At 55.9% G+C, this 18,382-nt stretch carries 18 protein-coding genes and 1 pseudogene; 17 read left to right on the forward strand and 2 right to left on the reverse strand.

Features of this window, described 5'->3' with window-relative positions; genetic code table 11:
- Positions 1-43: 43 nt before the first annotated feature.
- From AB4N76_RS03490 to AB4N76_RS03505, 4 genes are all read left to right on the forward strand, one after another.
- A complete protein-coding gene (locus tag AB4N76_RS03490) occupies positions 44-1,228 on the forward strand; it encodes an acetyl-CoA C-acyltransferase (protein ID WP_460164136.1) in 1,185 nt (394 codons plus the stop codon).
- Entirely contained in the window at positions 1,228-2,004 is a 777-nt protein-coding gene (locus AB4N76_RS03495; RefSeq protein WP_460164137.1) for an SDR family NAD(P)-dependent oxidoreductase, read from the forward strand. The genes AB4N76_RS03490 and AB4N76_RS03495 overlap by 1 nt, the downstream gene beginning before the upstream one ends.
- 294 nt (positions 2,005-2,298) lie before the next feature.
- Positions 2,299-3,756: a flavin-containing monooxygenase gene (locus tag AB4N76_RS03500; protein WP_460164138.1), complete on the forward strand. Its 1,458-nt coding sequence runs from the start codon at positions 2,299-2,301 to the stop codon at positions 3,754-3,756.
- A 106-nt stretch (positions 3,757-3,862) separates the two neighbouring features.
- Complete coding sequence (locus tag AB4N76_RS03505; RefSeq protein WP_460164139.1) at positions 3,863-4,597, forward strand: alpha/beta fold hydrolase; 735 nt, start codon at positions 3,863-3,865, stop codon at positions 4,595-4,597.
- 58 nt (positions 4,598-4,655) lie between these two features.
- On the opposite strand, the gene AB4N76_RS03510 is transcribed toward AB4N76_RS03505, so the two are convergent.
- Positions 4,656-5,729, reverse strand: coding sequence for an AraC family transcriptional regulator (locus AB4N76_RS03510; protein WP_460164140.1), 1,074 nt, complete (start codon positions 5,727-5,729; stop codon positions 4,656-4,658).
- A 373-nt stretch (positions 5,730-6,102) separates the two neighbouring features.
- Here AB4N76_RS03510 and AB4N76_RS03515 point away from each other — a divergent pair, with 373 nt between their 5' ends.
- From AB4N76_RS03515 to AB4N76_RS03525, 3 genes are read left to right on the forward strand one after another with little or no spacing between them, the layout of a single operon-like run.
- Positions 6,103-7,506 (forward strand): DUF1254 domain-containing protein, encoded by a 1,404-nt coding sequence (locus AB4N76_RS03515; RefSeq protein WP_460164141.1) that lies wholly within the window; start codon positions 6,103-6,105, stop codon positions 7,504-7,506.
- On the forward strand, positions 7,473-8,834 hold the full coding sequence (locus tag AB4N76_RS03520; protein WP_460164142.1) for a DUF1254 domain-containing protein: 1,362 nt from the start codon (positions 7,473-7,475) through the stop codon (positions 8,832-8,834). Before AB4N76_RS03515 ends, AB4N76_RS03520 begins: the two co-directional genes overlap by 34 nt.
- Entirely contained in the window at positions 8,785-8,958 is a 174-nt protein-coding gene (locus AB4N76_RS03525; RefSeq protein WP_460164143.1) for a DUF1214 domain-containing protein, read from the forward strand. Before AB4N76_RS03520 ends, AB4N76_RS03525 begins: the two co-directional genes overlap by 50 nt.
- Positions 8,959-9,067: 109 nt before the next feature.
- Here AB4N76_RS03525 and AB4N76_RS03530 read toward each other — a convergent pair whose 3' ends face one another.
- Entirely contained in the window at positions 9,068-10,255 is a 1,188-nt protein-coding gene (locus AB4N76_RS03530) for a TolC family protein (protein WP_460164144.1), read from the reverse strand.
- Positions 10,256-11,518: 1,263 nt separating this feature from the next.
- On the opposite strand from AB4N76_RS03530, the pseudogene AB4N76_RS03535 reads away from it, so the two are divergent.
- The 10 genes and pseudogenes from AB4N76_RS03535 to AB4N76_RS03580 form a co-directional block, all read left to right on the forward strand.
- A pseudogene (locus AB4N76_RS03535) lies at positions 11,519-11,866 on the forward strand (6TM ABC transporter family protein); the annotation flags it as partial.
- Positions 11,867-12,008: 142 nt separating this feature from the next.
- Positions 12,009-12,317 carry an ABC transporter transmembrane domain-containing protein gene (locus AB4N76_RS03540; RefSeq protein ID WP_460164145.1) on the forward strand — a complete coding sequence of 103 codons (309 nt, stop codon included), beginning with the start codon at positions 12,009-12,011 and terminating at the stop codon, positions 12,315-12,317.
- Positions 12,318-12,333: 16 nt separating this feature from the next.
- Positions 12,334-13,041 (forward strand): ATP-binding cassette domain-containing protein, encoded by a 708-nt coding sequence (locus AB4N76_RS03545; RefSeq protein WP_460164146.1) that lies wholly within the window; start codon positions 12,334-12,336, stop codon positions 13,039-13,041.
- Between the two features lie 432 nt (positions 13,042-13,473).
- A complete protein-coding gene (locus AB4N76_RS03550; RefSeq protein ID WP_460164670.1) occupies positions 13,474-14,448 on the forward strand; it encodes an HlyD family type I secretion periplasmic adaptor subunit in 975 nt (324 codons plus the stop codon).
- Between the two features lie 209 nt (positions 14,449-14,657).
- Positions 14,658-14,846, forward strand: coding sequence for a DUF4223 family protein (locus tag AB4N76_RS03555; protein ID WP_210691339.1), 189 nt, complete (start codon positions 14,658-14,660; stop codon positions 14,844-14,846).
- A gap of 649 nt (positions 14,847-15,495) precedes the next feature.
- Complete coding sequence (locus AB4N76_RS03560) at positions 15,496-15,843, forward strand: PAAR domain-containing protein (RefSeq protein WP_460164147.1); 348 nt, start codon at positions 15,496-15,498, stop codon at positions 15,841-15,843.
- A 101-nt stretch (positions 15,844-15,944) separates the two neighbouring features.
- Positions 15,945-16,226: a hypothetical protein gene (locus tag AB4N76_RS03565; RefSeq protein ID WP_460164148.1), complete on the forward strand. Its 282-nt coding sequence runs from the start codon at positions 15,945-15,947 to the stop codon at positions 16,224-16,226.
- Positions 16,227-16,247: 21 nt separating this feature from the next.
- Positions 16,248-16,421, forward strand: a complete 174-nt coding sequence (locus tag AB4N76_RS03570) for a hypothetical protein (RefSeq protein WP_460164149.1) — start codon at positions 16,248-16,250, stop codon at positions 16,419-16,421.
- Positions 16,422-17,307: 886 nt separating this feature from the next.
- On the forward strand, positions 17,308-17,772 hold the full coding sequence (locus tag AB4N76_RS03575) for a hypothetical protein (protein ID WP_460164150.1): 465 nt from the start codon (positions 17,308-17,310) through the stop codon (positions 17,770-17,772).
- Positions 17,769-18,158 (forward strand): hypothetical protein, encoded by a 390-nt coding sequence (locus AB4N76_RS03580; protein WP_460164151.1) that lies wholly within the window; start codon positions 17,769-17,771, stop codon positions 18,156-18,158. Before AB4N76_RS03575 ends, AB4N76_RS03580 begins: the two co-directional genes overlap by 4 nt.
- The last annotated feature ends 224 nt before the right edge of the window (positions 18,159-18,382 follow it).

The following is an 18,382-nucleotide window of genomic DNA, read 5'->3' on the forward strand; positions in this document are numbered from 1 at the left end:
TGGGGCATTCCCTCCTGAAGACCACTGACAGGACATCGACACAATGAAAGAAGCCGTCATTCTCTCAACTGCTCGCACCCCGATCGCCAAGGCATTCCGCGGAGCATTCAACAACTTGAGTTCGCCAAGCATGGCCAGCCACGCGATACGCGCAGCAGTGGAACGCGCCGGTATCGAGGCCTCGGAAATTGAGGATATGGTGATGGGCACCGGCATGGCAGGTGGCACCGCCGGCTGGAACCTCGGCCGCATGAGCGCATTGGCTGCCGGGCTACCGCTGAGCGTCAGCGGGCAAACCATCGACCGTCAATGCGCCTCGGGGCTCATGGCAATTGCCACTGCTGCCAAGCAGATCATGGTCGACGGCATGAAGGTTACCGTTGGCGCAGGCCAGGAACATATCAGCCTGGTGCAGGGCCACTATCTTGAATGGGCGATGACCGAGAAAGACCCCATGGTCATTGGCCATGCGCAACATGCCTACATGCCGATGCTGCAGACGGCAGAGATCGTTGCCCAACACTATAGCATCAGCCGCGAAGCGCAAGATGCCTACTCTCTGCAATCGCAGCAACGTACCGCCCGTGCCCAGGCCACGGGGCTCTTCGCCAATGAAATCGTGCCGGTCACTGCGTCCAAGAAAGTGGCCGACAAGGAAACCGGCTTGATCAACTTCATCGACGTGACTCTTGATAGGGACGAAGGCAACCGGCCAAGTACCGTGCTGGACGATCTGACCAGGCTCAAGCCAGTGATCGAGGGCGGCAGCATCACCGCCGGTAACGCCAGCCAGCTGTCCGATGGCGCGAGTGCATGCGTGATGATGGATGCGCAACTGGCAGAAAAGCGCAACCTCGAACCACTGGGTTTGTACCGTGGCATCAGCGTGGTCGGCCTGGCACCGGAAGAAATGGGTATTGGACCAGTGCTTGCCATTCCAAAATTGCTCAAGCAGCACGGACTGACTGTCAGTGACATCGGCTTGTGGGAGCTCAACGAGGCTTTCGCCTGCCAGGTCCTTTATTGCGCCGAGAAACTCGGCATCGACCCGGCCAAGCTGAACGTCAACGGCGGCGCTATCTCGATCGGTCATCCCTACGGTATGAGTGGTGCTCGCATGGTCGGCCATGCCCTGTTGGAAGGTCAGCGTCGAGGCGTCAAGTATGTGGTGGTGACCATGTGCGTCGGTGGCGGCATGGGCGCAGCCGGGTTGTTCGAGGTGCTCTGATGGACATTCGGTCAACTTTCTCGCTGTCCGGTAAAACCATCCTGGTCACAGGTGCCTCCAGCGGAATTGGTGCACACCTGGCCCGGGTCGCTAGCCAGGCAGGCGCGCGCGTGGTCATCGGGGCACGTCGCGTTGAGCGCCTGGAACAGCTCGCTCAGGACATTCGATGGCTCGGTGGCGAGGCGCTGGTCGTGGCTCTCGATGTCACTGACCGCGCCAGTGTGGAAGCCGCTTTCGATGCGGCTGAAGTGCGTTTCGGTGTGGTCGATGTGGTGCTCAACAACGCCGGAATCGGCAACGCAATGGGCGCGCTGAACATCAGCGAGGAACAATGGCGCAGCATGCTGTCCACCAACCTCGACGGTGTCTGGCGCGTTGCCCAGTGTGCTGCACAACGACTGGTCAACGCCGGTCGTGGCGGCAGCATCGTCAACGTCGCTTCGATACTCGGGCTGCGTGTTGGCACAGGCTACAGTCACTACTGCGCAGCGAAGGCGGGTGTCGTGCATCTGAGCAAGTCATTGGCATTGGAGTTTGCGCACCACCGGATCCGCGTCAACGCCATCGCTCCCGGCTACTTCAAGACGGAAATGAACGACGCCTACTTTGACGGGGACAGAGGGCAGACCTACATCCGCAACGCCGTGCCGATGCGCCGCCTGGGTGAACTTGGGGAATTGGAAGGCCCCTTCCTGTTGCTCGCCAGCGAAGCGGGATCGTTCATGACAGGTGAGGTACTGGCCGTGGATGGAGGGCATCTGGTCAGTAGCCTGTAGCCGCTGGTACAAAGTTTGGGAAACACCGATGCTGAGTGGGCTGGTGCGTGGCCCGCACACCCAGCATCGATGTGTGTTACCGGTACAAGTATCGTATGGGGCGCAGTGAAGGAATGGACAATTCCAGACCATTACTGGACATAAAACGACAGTTCGAAAAAGCGATTTTCTGCAGATAAAAACCGTCGATTAACTTGTCGTAAATTGTCAACTTCGAGTCATCTTAGGTCAGGTTATGCCTGCCTCCACTTCGCAATACTCTCGAGCTCAGAATAATAGCAATGAGAGTATTCCATGCAGAACCATTACGACGTCTTGATCATCGGTGCCGGCCTTTCGGGAATAGGCACTGCCTGCCGCATGGCAATGGAAATGCCCGGCGCCAAAGTCGGGCTAATTGAGCGCCGTGAAGCCATCGGTGGCACATGGGATCTGTTCCGTTATCCGGGTATCCGATCGGACTCGGATATGTTCAGCTTCGGCTACTCATTCCGTCCATGGCATGACTTGAAAGTACTCGCCGATGGACCATCAATTCGACGCTACGTCACTGACACTGCTCGCGAATACGGGGTCGACAAAAAAGTCTTGTTCGGCCTTAAAACCACCAACGCGTCCTGGTGCAGTGAAAAGCAGCGCTGGACCGTGAGTTGCCTGGAAGAAGCCAGCGGTAAAACCGATACTTTCACCTGCAGCTATTTGATCAGTTGCACCGGTTACTACGACTACGACGCAGGCTATCTGCCCGACTTTCCAGGAGAAGAGCACTTCAAGGGCAAGCGCGTGCATCCACAACATTGGCCAGAAGATCTGGATTACCGCGGCAAGCGTGTGGTTGTCATTGGCAGCGGCGCTACAGCAGTAACGCTGGTGCCCGCAATGGCGCCTGACGCTGCACACGTGACCATGCTGCAGCGCTCTCCCAGCTATGTTTTCAGCGTTCCCGGTCACGATCGACTGTCTGAAGTACTGCAAAAGTTCCTGCCGAAACGAGCGGTGTTTGCCCTGGCTCGCAAGCGCAACATTGTCTTGCAGCGCTTCATCTACAAAATGTCAAAACGTTGGCCTGGACTCGTACGCTCCTGGCTGCTTTCCGGCGTGCGCAAGCAGGTGGGCGAGCACGTCGACATGCGCCACTTCACCCCTCGCTACCAACCTTGGGACGAACGCATCTGCGCGGTACCGGATGCAGATCTATTCAAGGCGCTGAAGGCTGGCAAAGCCTCAGTTGTCACTGACCAGATCGACACTTTCACCGAGACTGGCATCCAGCTGAAGTCAGGTCAGGAACTACTGGCGGACATCATCATCACTGCCACAGGTTTGAAACTACAAACTTGCGGGGGTATGGATCTGGTGGTGGACGGTAAACAGAAGCACCTCAACGAGCTGATGACCTACAAAGGCTCCATGCTTCAAGACGTTCCGAACATGGGCTTCGTCTTCGGTTATACCAACGCTCCCTGGACGCTCAAGGTCGACATGACCGCCAGCTATTTGTGCCGTCTTTTCAATCATATGAAGCAGAACAACATCGGCGTGGTGATTCCCCGGGCACCCGCTGGAGAAATGCAAGCTGACGAGACGGTCCTCGGGTCGATGCAGTCAGGCTACATCCAACGTTCGGCAACGGTACTACCGCGCCAAGGGCGCGAACTGCCCTGGCGCGTATTGCATAACTTTGAAAGCGACCAAGTGATGCTTCTCAAGCAATCAGTCGTGGACCCGAGCCTGGAATTCAGAAGCGTTTGAAGTGATCAGTGGGGCTCCCCGCCCCCCCTTTTCGAACCATCACCGTCGTCTCGCCAATGCACGTTGCGACGGGTTTCTTCTGAACTGCCAGGCGGACGGTCAACAATTGAATCCAGACATCATCTTTATCCATGGTATGTGGTCACGCCATACGGTGTGGCGTGAATGGGAAATTTTCTTCAAGGCTCGAGGCCTTAATTGCTTGATGCTTGATCTTCCGGGCCACGTTGAGCATGGCTCGGATTCAACACTCGTCAGAGTTACGCTTGAGAGTTACGTCGATGCAGTGGTCAAGGCGGCGGACGGCAAGAAACGTCCAGTACTGATCGGCCATTCCCTGGGCGGGCTCGTTGGTCAACTGGCTGCCCAACACCTGGACCTATCCGGGTTGATACTGATCAACAGCGCGGCTCCCGCACAGATATTTCCGATGCGTCTGCGCATGCTTCCAGGATTGATTCGACACTTCTGCAAGTGGGCATTGTGGAAGAAGACGTTCCGTTTATCCGCCTGGGAAGCGGACTACCTGATATTCAATCGGGTGCCTCAGGCAGAACGGGCGGGCTATCGCAAACTGCTGATCGCCGAGTCTGGAAAAGTGGCCTACGAAGTGGGGTTCGGTGTTCTCAACCTGGCGCGTACCAACCGGGTACAAAAGGAGCGGATCGGTTGCCCAATGCTGGCTTTGGCAGGGGGGGAAAGATCGAATCATTCCCTGCTCGGTGAGTCGTCGAATGTCACGTTGGTACGGCAACCGGCTCGAGTATCGCGAATACCCTGTACAGGGGCACTGGCTGTTAGGGGAGCCTGGCTGGCAAGGACATGCCGAGCAAGTCGTTGACTGGATCAAGACCCTTGGCGGCAGCCAGGATGCCAGGGAAACCTGACACCCTGAACGCTCAAACCTCTGGTGATCGGCGACGCTGTAGATGCGCACGCAGTCGTTGCCGAGACTTGCCAGTGGGGTGTTGTTGCGTTCGCCACTCCCGCGGGCTGCAACCGAACCAGCGTTGGAATGCACGGGAAAACGCGCTCAACTCCGAGTACCCCAACATGGCCGCAAGTTGGGTCAGATTGATGGTCGAGTCCCCCAGATAGCGCTGAGCCATGGATTGTCGCGTCTCATCCAGCAGCGCTTGAAAGGAAGTGCCCTCCTCCGCCAGATAGCGTTGCAGCGTACGGTGATTGAGATCCATGTAGCCTGCGATCTGCTCAATCGTGGTGCGACCGCTCGGAAGCAGGTTACGCAACAATTGGCGAATGTATGCCGGTAACTCCTGCACCGACATTTGATCCAACGCGTCCAGGTGGTGCTGGATCAATCTGTGCAACTCTTGATCGCCGGAGCTCAAGGGGGTGTCGAGGAGCTTGGCGTCAAAAAGCCAGGCGTTGCACGGGGCATTAAACTGCGGTGTCAGCCCGATCAATCGTGTATAGGCCTGCGTATCGCAAAGCGGTGCCGCCCGTAGCATCAACGCTCGCGGCTGCCAGCGACTACCCAACAAGGTGCGCATCAGCTGCATGGCGGCGCCGACGACGAGTTCCACCGTCAAACGATGGCTGACAACATCCTTGACGTCGGCGGAGTCGTAGTGGAATAGCGCGTGATCTCCCTCTACTTCCAGTCGTATCTGAGCCACGCTCGCGTGCAAATGGAAATAGTGGCTCAACTCGTTGATGGCGGCACCCACGCTTCCTGCGTTTCGGATGAGATACAGCAGAGGCCCCAAAGAACTGACACCCTGATGCAGACCGAATCGCATGCTGAAAAGCGGATTCCCTGAGCGCTGCGTGCCAAGCGCCAGCAGCGCCGCAAATTTGCGGTAAGGAACTAGACTCTCGGGATGCTCCAGCACGTCATCCGGAAGGCCCACCTCTTTTATCAAATCCTGTGCGCGCAGGTTCTGGCTGGCGGCAAACTCTGCGAGTCCATGCAGGGCAGAAGCGCGTACGAAATCGGTTGTGGGGATCATCTTGTTTGATATCCGTCGGGCTAAGTCGTAGAAACAGCTTTCGCACATCCGTGGCAGTAACTGACAACTCGAAGGCGCATTCTGTCAACTTTCGCAGCGCTGCGCGAACCTATTTAACGTGCCAGACCTATTAATTAGCGGGTCAGCAACTTCCCTTGAGGATTGACGTAAAAGGCTGTGTTTTTGGCAGGTTCTGTCAAGTTTTGGGCAAATGCCTCGCATAGGCTCATCGGGGTCGTAGCCAGATCATGAGGGTGAGCGCCCCATCGGGAACCCCCACACCTCCGCTGGTGGCAAACGCCTACAAGAACAAGGAGAGCACATGAGTAACCGAAACAAACCGCGAAGAAACACCCTGGCCATAGGTGTTTTATTGTTCGCTGGATTTGCCTTCAGCCCACTGCACAGTGCCATTGCCAGCGAACCAACTGCTGCCGAAATTCAGGCTCAGAATCGCGATGAATTCCGGGCACTGGTCCGGGATGTCTACCAATACGCCTATCCGCTGGTGTTGATGGACATCACACGGCAACAGACAACCAACGTGCCTGACGCCGTCACCACCCCCCGACGCGCGCCTATGAATCAATTCGCTCATTACCGCCAATATCCGGATGCCAACTCCAAAGAAGTGGTGAGGATCAACTTCGACACTCTCTATTCCATGGCGTGGGTGGATGTCAGCAAGGAGCCTGTCATCTTTTCCGTACCCGAAGCCGGTGATCGCTATTACCTCGCGCCGATGCTGGACATGTGGACCGATGTGTTCGCAGTACCCGGAACACGCACCACCGGAAACAAAGCCGGAAACTTCGCACTCGCCGCAGCGGACTGGAAAGGCGAGCTTCCCAAAGGTGTGGAGCTGGTCCGCTCACCCACACCGATGTTCTGGATAATCGGACGCACACAAACCAATGGCCCAGCCGACTACGACAATGTTCACAAGGTTCAGGATCAGTTCCGTCTGGTGCCCCTGAGCCACTGGGGACACAACTACGCCCCTACCGGGCTGGCCGTCGATCCAAAGGTGGACAACTTGACCCCGCCGCTGGACCAGGTCAACCGGATGACCGGTGTAGAGCTACTCACTCAATTTGCCCAGTTGCTGAAAAGCTCCCCTCCTCATGCCAGCGACTACCCGATCCTCCATCGCATGCGCGGCCTTGGCATCGTGCCTGGCAAGGATTTCAACCCGGGCGCGTTCAGCGCAGCGCAACTGGACGTGATCAACGCAAGCGCGAAGGAAGCACTGGTTGATATGCAACAGGCCATTCGCAGCGGCTCGCTTGGAAAGGTACACAACGGCTGGGTATGGAGTGACACGCTCGGCTCGTACGGTAGCGCTTACCGCACGCGTGCCGCCGTGGCGCTGGTGGGACTTGGCGCAAACCTTCCGGAAGATGCCATTTATCCCAACTCTTTTACCGACAGCGATGGCAACCCATTGTCTGGCAAAAACGCCTATGTGCTGCGCTTCGAAAAAGATCAGCTACCACCCGTGGGGGCTTTCTGGTCTTTGACCCTCTACGACAAGGAAGGCTTCCAGGTCGCCAACCCAATCAATCGGTTTGCCCTTGGCAGCTACGATTCGTTGAAGCGCGAAGCAGACGGCTCGCTGGAGATACACATCCAGCACGCGTCGCCCGGTACGGACCAGAACGCAAACTGGCTTCCGGCACCCGACGACAACTTCCAGGTCATGCTTCGTATGTATTCGCCACAGGCTGCGGTAACGAACGGCAAGTGGCAGCCGCCCGCCATTCGCAAGATCAACTGAGCATCAATCAACTGACTGCCCAACGCACAGTTGGGCAGCGCCGTCGGGATCACGCTATGAAGAAAACATTCGCCATCGCCTCCGTGGGTTTAGCACTGGCGCTGCCATTTTCGGCTTTCGCCCGGCAACAGCTTTCTGCCAGTGACGCGCAAGAAATTGCCCGTGAGGCGTATATCTACGCCTATCCCCTGGTGATCATGAAAACAACCAAGGATGTCAGCACCAACGTTGTGCAACCGCTCGGGCTCACGGCGCCGGTCAACCAACTGGCACACTCCAGAGCCTTTCCGGACCCCAACCTCACTGTCGTGGTGCGACCCAATGCCGATACGCTCTACACGTCATTGAGCTTTGATGTCGCCAAGGAGCCGCTGATCGTCGACATTCCGGACTCGGCGGGTCGCTACTATCTGATGCCTTGGCTGGATGCCTGGACCGATGTATTCGCATCATCCGGTACCCGCACCACCGGCAATGGCGCACAGAAATTCGCCATCACGGGTCCCAACTGGCACGGGAAATTGCCTGACGGTGTATCCGAGTATCGAAGCCCCACCGCAAACGGCTTGCTGATTGGTCGTGTACAAACCAACGGTCCTGCAGATTACGAGGCCGTGCATGGTTTCCAGAATGCGATTCGCGCTTACCCGTTAAGCGCTGAGGGCACGAGCTATGTACCGCCCAAAGGCATTGTCAATGCAGCACAAGACAAGACCCCGCCGGTGGATCAAGTCGACAAGATGAGTGCACCTGCATTCTTCGAGTTGTTTTCGCAGTTGATGAAAGACAATCCGCCGCATGCAAACGACTATCCAATCCTCGATCGCATGAAAATGATCGGCATCGAGCCTGGCAAAAACTTTTCCTATGCCGCTGCCCCTCAGTTCGTTCAGGACGCATTGAAAGCAGCGCCTGAACCTGCGTTGGAGCAGATCAAGGGCGCCTTCCGCAAATCCGGTACCTTAGCCAACGGCTGGCGCACCAACATGACGGCCATTGGAACCTACGGTGCGGATTACTTGCACCGCGCCGGGGTGGCCTATGCAGGGCTGGGGGCCAACGTCATCGAAGACGCCATTTACCCTACCGCTTTCACCGATTCAGAAGGTAAGGCTTTGCTCAGCGACCAGCGCTATGTCCTGCGATTCAATAAAGACCAGATTCCGCCGGTGCGTGCCTTCTGGTCGCTGACAATGTACGACGATCGCCAGCTCTTCACCGAAAACCCCATTGGTCGCTATGCCATTGGTGATCGTGACAAATTGCAGTTCGGCCCTGATGGCTCCCTGGAAATTTACATCCAGCGAGAATCACCTGGAAAAAGATAAAGAGGCCAACTGGCTCCCGACCCCGGCCAAAGGACAATTCTCGATGAACCTTCGCCTTTATTGGCCAGAAGCAAAGGCCCTCAATGGGAGCTGGGTGCCGCAACCTGTCAAACGCGTCGAATGAGTTGTCCTGCCAAGTGAAGGGCAGAACGCAAAACGGGCACTGTGAAGCGCCCGTTTTGCTTTTGACCAAGACTTACCCCAGCCTCCGTGCGGGTTCAGACCTTCAGCCGTCACTTCCCGGCACTGAGCCAGCGAATCAGAGCTCCGGAACTGGCGTACTGGCGAACAATGGCTGAATAACCATCGAAGCGATTGACGATCTCGCTCACTTGGTTGTTGTAGTGGTCACTCTCCGAGATTAGGACATCGAGCAAGGTACGCCGCCCGAGGTGATACCACTGCTCATAGAACGCCTCACGCACTCGGTTCGATTCGACTGAAAGTCCTCGGTACAGATCAGCGCGTTCAAGCATTGCCCGAGCGTCTTGATTCGCAGCACGAACACGATATTCGAGGTCCAGCGCTTGCTGCTCGGAAGTCTGCCGCCCTGCCTCTGCCCGCTGACGCGCGGACCGCTCAGCCGCACGGGAAGAGCCGCCGCGAAATGCACTCCAGGACATCGTCAAACTTGTTTGCCAGGCCGGCTCACGTCCATATTCATCCTCCCCCGTGCTTTTGCCCACAACCCAGTTAACCTGTGGCAGTGCAGATGAACGAACCACGTCAGCTTGCAACTCAGAGGACTTGGCTTGCGCTTGAGCCTGCTGAATAACGGGGTGGTTTGCCGCTTGCGACAACAACAATTCCTGATCGGGGTTCAAGAGTTGCCAATAGGAAGCGCGAGGCAACGGTGGCAACGGGCGTTCACCGATCATTTTGCGCAGATTGACTTCCACGTCTCGCACCGCAGCCTCTGCCGAACTGCGGGAAGCCTCAGCCTGAAGCAATCTCGCCCGGGCTAGAGTCAGTTCGCTTGCGCGCCCCGTATCCACCGCGACAATCCCCTCGAGCATAGTGACCAGCTCGCCCATGCGTTGGACATACGCGTTGCCGATATCGACGATGATGCGTTGCTTACCCAGCTCAACCAGATCGGATGTCACATCGAATGCTGATGCTTCCAGCTCTGCCTGGACGGCTGCTTCCGCGGCACTGGCGAGATATGAGCGGCTCTCGATGGTCTTGCGAATTCGCCCCCAATCGAACACAGGTGTCACGATATCGACGGTGATCGCCTGCTCGCCCGAATTACCGCGCCCGCCAGAGCCAAACTCTTTAGCTTTGCTGCGGGTGCCGATATCGAGTTGCGGCAGCCGCTGTCCTTTGGCTTCGTCGATATCGGATTGAGCTGCCGACTGCTCAGCCAGTGCGCGTTTGACGACGGGACTGCGCTGCGCAGCTTGTTCGACAGCCGACAAAAAAATCCCTCGCAAGTCACTTTCCGAATGGTTTGCCGGCTGGCCAGAACCATTTCCTGTGCGCGGTAATAGGCCAACGCCGAAACCCCCGACATATTGCCGGCCTTTTTATCCACCGCTGCAGTCTTCTCAAACTTCTTTAAGTTCTCGGAGGCCACAACAGACTCACTACAAAGGCCGAAAGTCACAATAGCCAGCGAAGCGACAACAGAGAGATATTGTCTATTCCAAAAGCCAATGTTTAAACTTCTATGTTTCAGGGCAAACTTCATGATCACCTCGAACTTCTCCAGACATTACCGGAGAGGAATTCATGTAACTGACAAGACTGCAACCGCCAAATCGGCATATAAGTTAAATACCTAAAATCGGCACGCTCGGCTGTATGTCATCTATGGCAACCAGTTTGCTGAATTCAATGCCCCTACTGAATAAGAGTTGTCTCAAAAGCAATCAATCTGCGATCAAGACCTGCCACCACTATTAGGCATGTCACTTCTACTTGGTGAGTAAGTTATTTTTGAGACAACTCTTATTCATTCAGAAACCCGCCACCCCCAGAATAACTGCGGCAACCAACACTTATCCCAAAGCTTGTCGTCGCGCCGACTGCAGAGCCAGCGCGTCTAAGGACGGCCCAAACAGGAACCAGTAATGACCAACCTAACGACACCGAGTCTCGCTGAACACGCGTCGGCAATCGCAAGGCAGGAAACAATTGTCGATGATTCGTTACTGCAATGTGTATCGTGGGTATGCGAACACTATGATCTGGGCAAAAGTAAAGAGGCGCTTGTCGCCGACCTCCCCCGCGCCGGCCTGCTGTCTCCTTCCCTTGCACTGGCAGCGCTGGGTAATGCAGGACTGACCGGAGGCCTGGTCAAGCGCCCATTGCGGCAACTGCCGCAACAGGTGATGCCGATGATCCTGATCCGTCATGGGCAGGCAGCCTGCGTGCTTGTTTCGCGCCGCGACAGCATGGATAAAAACGGCAAGGCCCTCTCGAGCTATCTCGTTATTCTTCCTGAAGTCTCAGACCAGGTAGTCGAACTGCCCGAGCAGGAAATCGAAGCGCAATATGCCGGCTATGCCATCCTGGCCAAGCCGCGCGCCAAAACTGACCAACGCGCCGGTGAGACACTTCCTCAGTCCAAAGGGCACTGGCTGTTCAGTACCCTCTGGCGCTATCGTCGTTACTATCGGAGCGCCGCCATCGCAGCGGTACTGGCTAACGTTCTGGCGCTGGCCAGCATCTTCTTCACGATGAACGTATACGACCGTGTGGTACCCAACCAGGCCTTTGTCACACTCTGGTCGCTCGGCATCGGCGTAGTAGTCGCCATGATATTCGAAGCAATCATTCGCTTCGTTCGCGCGCACTTGCTCGATATCGCTGCCAAGAAGGCCGACCTGGTCATCGGCTCGATGCTGTTCCGCCAGGCACTGTCGGTGCAAATGGAATACAAGCCTGCCTCTTCGGGCAGTTTCGCCAACCAACTGCGCGAATTTGAGTCGGTGCGCGACTTCTCCACGTCCGCGACTCTTGCAGCCATCTCCGATCTTCCGTTCGTGATCCTTTTTGTTGCCGTCATTTTTGCCATCGGCGGCCCATTGGGCTGGATCACGTTGCTCGTACTGCCGCTCATTCTCATCATTTCTGCATGCATCCAGTGGCCTCTGGCTCGCACCATGCAAGAGAACCTGCAGGAGTCACTCCCTCAAGCAAGGTGTGTTGGTAGAGTCGATCGAAGGCATGGAAACACTCAAGGCCACCAATGGCGAAGCGCACATGCAGCGGCGCTGGCAGAACTTCAGTGCCATGCAAGCCACCAGCGCCATGAAGTCGCGTCGTCTTTCCAGTGCCGCCACGGGCGCAGTGGCCTTTTTGCAGCAAGTTCAGACCGTCGCGCTGGTCATTGCCGGTGTGTATCTGATCGACGCAGGCAACCTGACAATGGGCGCATTGATAGCCACCGTGATGCTCGCTAGCCGAGCTACAGCCCCGCTTGGGCAGGTCATTGGACTGGCGGTGCGCTTCCAACAGGCAAAGGCAGCTCTTTAAATCCCTGAACAATCTCATGGACCTGCCGACGGACCGTGACGCCGAACAGGACTATCTGAACAACCCGAATCTGCAGGGACAATTGAGACTTAAACAAGTCGACTTCGCCTACCCGTCCCCGGCCAATCAGCCGAACCCAAAGGCACTCATCGGCATCGACCTGTCCATTGCTCCGGGGGAACGTGTGGCTATCCTGGGTCGGATCGGCAGCGGAAAATCGACCCTGCTGCGAGTCATGTCGCGCCTCTATCGGCCTGTCGATGGACAAATGTTCTGCGATGGCCTGGATGTCAGCCAGATTGATCCTGCCGACTGGCGCAAGACGGTGGGCTATGTCTCCCAAGACGCGCGACTGTTCTACGGAACCCCTCGGGAGAACGTGATGATCGGCAAGCCCGAAGCAAGCGCCGAAGAGTTCCTGCGTGTACTGCGTCTGACGGGCCTTGACCAGATGGCGGCGGCCCATCCACGCGGGATCAACCTGCCGATCGGGGAGATGGGTGAAGGCGTATCAGGGGGACAACGGCAGTTGATTTCCCTGGCACGCACCTCTCCTCACTCGCCCTCAGCTTCTGCTGATGGACGAGCCAACAAGCGCCATGGACAGTCAGACCGAAACCTTGTTTCTGGAGCACCTCAAGCGCGCCACCGAAGGCCAGACACTGGTAGTAGTAACGCATCGCCCAACATTGCTGAGCCTCGTCGACCGCATCATCGTGATTGAAGGCGGGAAAATCGTCGCAGATGGCCCTAAGGACCATATTTTGACAGCGCCTCAGCGGCCAGCCGAAACAATCCTCCGCGTCGGAGCCGTCCAGCCCTGAAGCGATCATCAAACCTGCTGCGACGAGCGTCCGGCATACCGAACAACCTCGAAGGAGGCTCTGTGATGCTCGGCTGGAATATTCAGAAATACTCAAATGAAATCTGTCAGTGCCGCGGATGCAGCCTTCATGAACGACGTTCAGGAGTCCCTGCTTGCCCAGACAACGCCCGGTTCACGCCTGGTTGTGTACATGGGTTTCCTGGTGCTTTGCGTGGGCCCGATTTGGGCATACTTCGCCAAAGTTGAAGAAATCACGCAAGGCGAGGCAAAATCATCTCCAAGAGCCGCGAACAGCTCATTCAAAGCCTGGAAGGCGGGATTTTGGCCGAGATGCAAATCCGCGAGGGCAACATTGTCGAAAAGGGGCAAGTGCTGCTGAAAATCGATCCGACTCGCGCAAACTCAAGTTATAGCGAAGTGAAAAGCAAGATGGTCGCCCTCATGGCTACCATTGACCGGCTTCGTGCAGAGGCCTATCAGCAACCCTTGAAATTCAGCCCCGAGGTTCAAGAGGTACCTTCCGAGGTCGAATTGGAGACCAAGGCCTACAACGCTCGCAGGCAAGCGCTTGAGGAGAGCATCGCCGCACTCGAGAAAAGCTACAGCCTTTCCGCGAGGGAAATCGCCTCGGCAGAACCTCTGGCCGCCAAGGGGCTCCTGTCGGATGTTGAGCTATTGCGCATGCGCCGTCAGGCCAACGATATAAAGTTGCAGATGGTTGAGAGAAAGAACAAGTTCACCGCCGAAGCCAACGCCGAACTCGTCAAACTGGAGCTCGAAGCGTCGCAGACTCGGGAAAACCTTCTCGGACGTGCCGATATCGTTGAACGTACGACCATTCGCGCGCCATTGCGCGGCACCGTGAAGAACATCCGGGTCAGCACCATTGGCGGCGTCATCCAGCCGGGCCAGGACATCCTGGAGATCGTTCCTCTTGAGGATGAATTGCTCGTAGAAGGTAAGATTCGTCCATCCGATGTCGCCTTCCTGCGTCCAGGACTGCCAGTAACGGTGAAGATCACGGCGTACGATTATGCGATCTACGGTGGTTTGAGTGGCACCGTGCAACATATCAGCCCCGACACGCTCAAGGATGAACAGAAGGTCGCATCCGGGCGCGCCGATGACACCTACTATCGCGTGCTCGTGCTCACCGACAGAAACTCCTTGCTGGCAGGAGACAAGGAGTTGCCGATCATCCCCGGGATGGTCGCATCAGTCGAAATTCGTACGGGTGAAAAGACCATTCTGGACTATCTGCTCAAACCTGTGTTCAAGGCTCGCGAGGCATTCTGGGAGCGCTGAGTCCACACAGGACATTGCACCGTCGCGCTACTGCCGACGGTGTAATGTCTTTGACGCGCTATCTCGATGACGGTGCTGTGCCTTCAGTACTAAAACGCCAGGGGTCGCCAATTTAAAAAGTTCAGACGTTTCCTACAGATTTAATAGTTGGCTATCTCTAGATTCTCAATGGCACAGATGGTGCGACTTTAAATTGAAGGATCTGAACAATGAATAAGCTCAAGGCTTCTTTGGCCCTTGTTGTAGTTGCTGGCACCGCTCTTCTTTCCGGCTGTACCGGTCAAGTATATAACCAGCAAAAAAACTGCTCCTATGATTACCTCTTCACACCTACAGTCTCTATCTCCAAAATTATTGGTGGCTGCGGCCCTATTGACAAGCTATCTCCACAACAGTGATTGCAGAGTCAAGCTAAATGATTCAGCTTGATATCTAAGCCCTTCCGCAGAAAAGATGAGGGGGTAGTTAACGGCCCCCCATCCACACAGAGTCTTTATGACTACTGGTTCGACGATTTCGTACCGCGATACAGGTCATGTCATTACACCTGTACAGCATCATCATTGAGCGGACGATTCATCAGTTCTGAAACCCATGCCCTTCTGATTTCCCGAGCTCTTGGCGATGAGTATTTTCGGAAACGTCCTACTTACTTTCTTGAACCAATCTTCCAGGATGCCACCTGCCAGTCCCCACTCCTTGTCATAAGTCAATTATGCGTCGGGCCTATCGCTCTCGCTGAGGTGACAAGAGGGACAAAGGCCAAAACCATCATGGATCAGATTCATGCAAATGAACGCATCATTGCCCCCGTTGTATACCAACGAAATTTCCCCTGAATCTCTCCGCACCCTCCCCCTCCTTACCTGGTCATCGCGCGTAATGGCGTGCCTACGGCTGAGGACTTTCTGCCAGATCACCAACGCTGGACATTGAAGCGAACGAAGTTCGTTTGACTGTTTCGATGTGTCGCCTGCTCAAAGCTGACAACAGCAATCAGCGGTCGGGCACATCCTCGAACAACCGAAAAAATGGAAAGGAAAATCAATGAGCGAAGGTTATTTCATTGGCTTGGGCGACAAAACCACCTGCGGCAGGAAGGTTCTGGAGGGTGATAACAGAATCAACATATTTGGTGTTCTGCACTCTCGCGCAGGGGACATGGTTTCTTGTGGGGTAGACGGCAAAATCTATAAGATTATCGGGGGCATTTCGCACATGGAGAGCCATGGCAGGCTCATGGCTGGCGCGCTGGATAGCTTCAGCGGTTGCCCCTGTAGAGCCCGTTTTATTCCCTCGGTGTTCACAGCCACCTACAGCAACAGCAGCACACCACCGAAAGCGGCCAGGCGGGCCGCTGCAACTCCCCATCAACTGCGAACAGCCGCCCGGTAGCGCCACAACAATCCGGGTTTGCCCCTTCGAACAACCCAGCTCCAGCAGCATACAACAGCGTAGCGGCGCAGGAACCCGGCTTTTTTGTAGTGCCCAAAAGCATGACCCGTGAGGCACTGGAAGGCACACTTTTCCCCAAACGCGACCCGGCCGTGATGAGCAAGTTTCAGGCGCTCAACCCTGATCCAGGCGAGGTTAAAGCCGGCTCGATGATCGTGCTGAGCGACCCGCACAACACCTCCTGTACTTACCAGGAAGCGCAACTGATGCAGGCAGCTCAACAAGTCAAAGCGTCCCTCGACCTGCTGACACCGGAGCAGGCCGACTTCATGCACCGCCACGGTGCTGAGATCGCCAGCTATACCAGCAACGCCTCAACCTGACTTGGCATCAGCGCGGTGGTGATGGAAAAGCACCTGACCAACCTGCGCGACACGCTCCAGGCCATGGAGCGCTTGCACCAGGAAAACTATCGTCAGCATGGCCATCTCAAATCGCCGCAGTTCTTCGCTGATCGCAAGCACCTGCTCACCAAGCTGGATGCACACCTTTTGAACTCCACTCGTCTGCGTGGTTAGACCACCTTGGGCGATCATCCCAAGTTGAAAACGGCCCTCGGAATATCCAGTCGAAGCCTGGTGCATCATTGGGACAAGGCCGGTGCGCCGGGTCAGATACCGGGTTATGCCACTCATGTGAATGCAACCAGTCGTGCTGCTCGGTATATGACGACAGGTGGTTATATCGGCATTGGTATTGGCGGTGTGTCCTCGTTGCTGGCGATTCAGCAGGTGTGTAAAGGTGACTCTTGGGCTGCTTGTGAGAAGGTTAAGTTTACTCAAGGGGGAATTCGCCGCGGCCACAGGTATAGGTGCTTTGAGCGGAAGGATAGCCGGTTCTGCCGGTAGTTCGATCTGCCTGGCGATTGGCGTCTCTACAGGAGTCTTTGGTGTTGCCTGTGTCGCGGCCATAGTAGGGACTGGCGCATGGATGGGATCGGAATACGGTGGTAAGGCTGGCGAAGGCGCAGGTGAAATTTTGTACGAGAAAACCTTGCCATGACAGCGGAGGAGTTTTGGAAGTCCTGGCTCGCTTTCTGGCTTCTGGCCGGCCCAAGTCTGCTTGGATTCGTGAGTATTGCCTACAGTCAGTACCTGAGCCATTGTCACCTGGATGCCATCAAGGAGGCATTGAAGAACAGCCGTTACATTTATCTTTGGGGCCCGAGCCTGGGGAAGCGGGGTTTAATCTGGTCCCTCCTGGAAATATCAAAAATCTCCGGATGGTGGTGTGGCCATGGGCATCACTTCGCATCGGTGAGCTGGACCCAGGTGATCTTGAAAACTTTCCACCTCATCTTAAACGTCTACTGAAAATCGACGTTGCGATAATGATCGTAGGTTGTGGTTTGGCTTGCGGTTGTAGTTGTGCTGCTGAAGTTAAAATAACTTGATAGGCAATAACTTGACTGTTTCATTGTGTCACCTGCTCAAAGCTGACCTAGTGCATCATTGGGACAAGGCCGGTGCGCCGGGTCAGATTCCGGGTTATGCCACTCATGTGAATGCGACCAGTCGTGCTGCTCGGTATATGACGACAGGTGGTTATATCGGCATTGGTATTGGCGGTGTGTTCTCGTTGCTGGCGATTCAGCAGGTGTGTAACGGTGACTCTGGGGCTGTTTGTGAGAAGGTTCAGTTTACTCAAGGAGGGAAATTTACCGGGTCCACCCTTGGTGGTGGTGCTGGTGGATGGGCTGGCCAAGTTACCGGTGGTCCGATCTGCCTGGCGATTGGCGTCTCTACAGGAATCTTTGGTGTTGCCTGTGTCGCGGCCATAGTAGGGACTGGCGCATGGATGGGGGCGGAATACGGTGGTGCGGGCGGTGAATACATGGGTGAGAGAATTTATGGAATTACACAACAATGACCAGTATCGACACTTGGTCTCCCTGGATTGCGATTATCGTTACTGGTGGCCCAATTCTGCTTGCAGCAGCGGGCCTGGCATTCAGTTTGTACCTGAGCCACCGCCACTTAAATGCCATAAAGGAGGCCTTGAAGAACAGCCGATATATTTATCTTTGGGGGTCGAGCCTGGGGAAGCGGGGTTTAATTTGGTCTCTCCTGGAGATAGCAAAAATCGCCCAGATGATCACGATGCCAAGGTCATCACTTCACATCGGGGAGCTGGATCCAGGCGATCTTGAAAACCTCCCACCTCATCTTAAACGTCTACTGAAAATCGACGTTGCGATAATGATCGTAGGTTGTGTTTGGCAAGCGATTGTAGTTGTGCTGCTGAAGGTTAAATAACTTGCTGGGCAACAACTCCAAATTGAAAACACCCCTCGAAACCGGAGGCTGAACCTTAGCCTACGTTTCTTCTCTGCTGAGCTGTCCCGTTGGGAACCCCAGTGTTCGTGAGAGCACTGAGGTTTTCTTCGCGCTCAAAACGCCAGTTGTCTGCGCAATGGTTGGCTCGACCTCAACTCACCGCCGCCGGAGCCAGCGCGGCCTTAAGGCCACTGGCATCTACC

This window comes from Pseudomonas sp. S2_F03, assembly GCF_054668335.1.

Excerpts from the sequence above, each read along its gene's own strand:
- AB4N76_RS03490 (WP_460164136.1), top strand. The coding sequence starts at position 44 with ATGAAAGAAGCCGTCATTCTCTCAACTGCTCGCACCCCGATCGCCAAG.
- AB4N76_RS03495 (WP_460164137.1), top strand. The coding sequence starts at position 1,228 with ATGGACATTCGGTCAACTTTCTCGCTGTCCGGTAAAACCATCCTGGTC.
- AB4N76_RS03500 (WP_460164138.1), top strand. The coding sequence starts at position 2,299 with ATGCAGAACCATTACGACGTCTTGATCATCGGTGCCGGCCTTTCGGGA.
- AB4N76_RS03510 (WP_460164140.1), bottom strand. The coding sequence starts at position 5,729 with ATGATCCCCACAACCGATTTCGTACGCGCTTCTGCCCTGCATGGACTC.
- AB4N76_RS03525 (WP_460164143.1), top strand. The coding sequence starts at position 8,785 with ATGGCTCCCTGGAAATTTACATCCAGCGAGAATCACCTGGAAAAAGAT.
- AB4N76_RS03540 (WP_460164145.1), top strand. The coding sequence starts at position 12,009 with ATGGAAACACTCAAGGCCACCAATGGCGAAGCGCACATGCAGCGGCGC.
- AB4N76_RS03545 (WP_460164146.1), top strand. The coding sequence starts at position 12,334 with ATGGACCTGCCGACGGACCGTGACGCCGAACAGGACTATCTGAACAAC.
- AB4N76_RS03550 (WP_460164670.1), top strand. The coding sequence starts at position 13,474 with ATGCAAATCCGCGAGGGCAACATTGTCGAAAAGGGGCAAGTGCTGCTG.
- AB4N76_RS03555 (WP_210691339.1), top strand. The coding sequence starts at position 14,658 with ATGAATAAGCTCAAGGCTTCTTTGGCCCTTGTTGTAGTTGCTGGCACC.
- AB4N76_RS03560 (WP_460164147.1), top strand. The coding sequence starts at position 15,496 with ATGAGCGAAGGTTATTTCATTGGCTTGGGCGACAAAACCACCTGCGGC.
- AB4N76_RS03565 (WP_460164148.1), top strand. The coding sequence starts at position 15,945 with ATGACCCGTGAGGCACTGGAAGGCACACTTTTCCCCAAACGCGACCCG.
- AB4N76_RS03570 (WP_460164149.1), top strand. The coding sequence starts at position 16,248 with ATGGAAAAGCACCTGACCAACCTGCGCGACACGCTCCAGGCCATGGAG.
- AB4N76_RS03580 (WP_460164151.1), top strand. The coding sequence starts at position 17,769 with ATGACCAGTATCGACACTTGGTCTCCCTGGATTGCGATTATCGTTACT.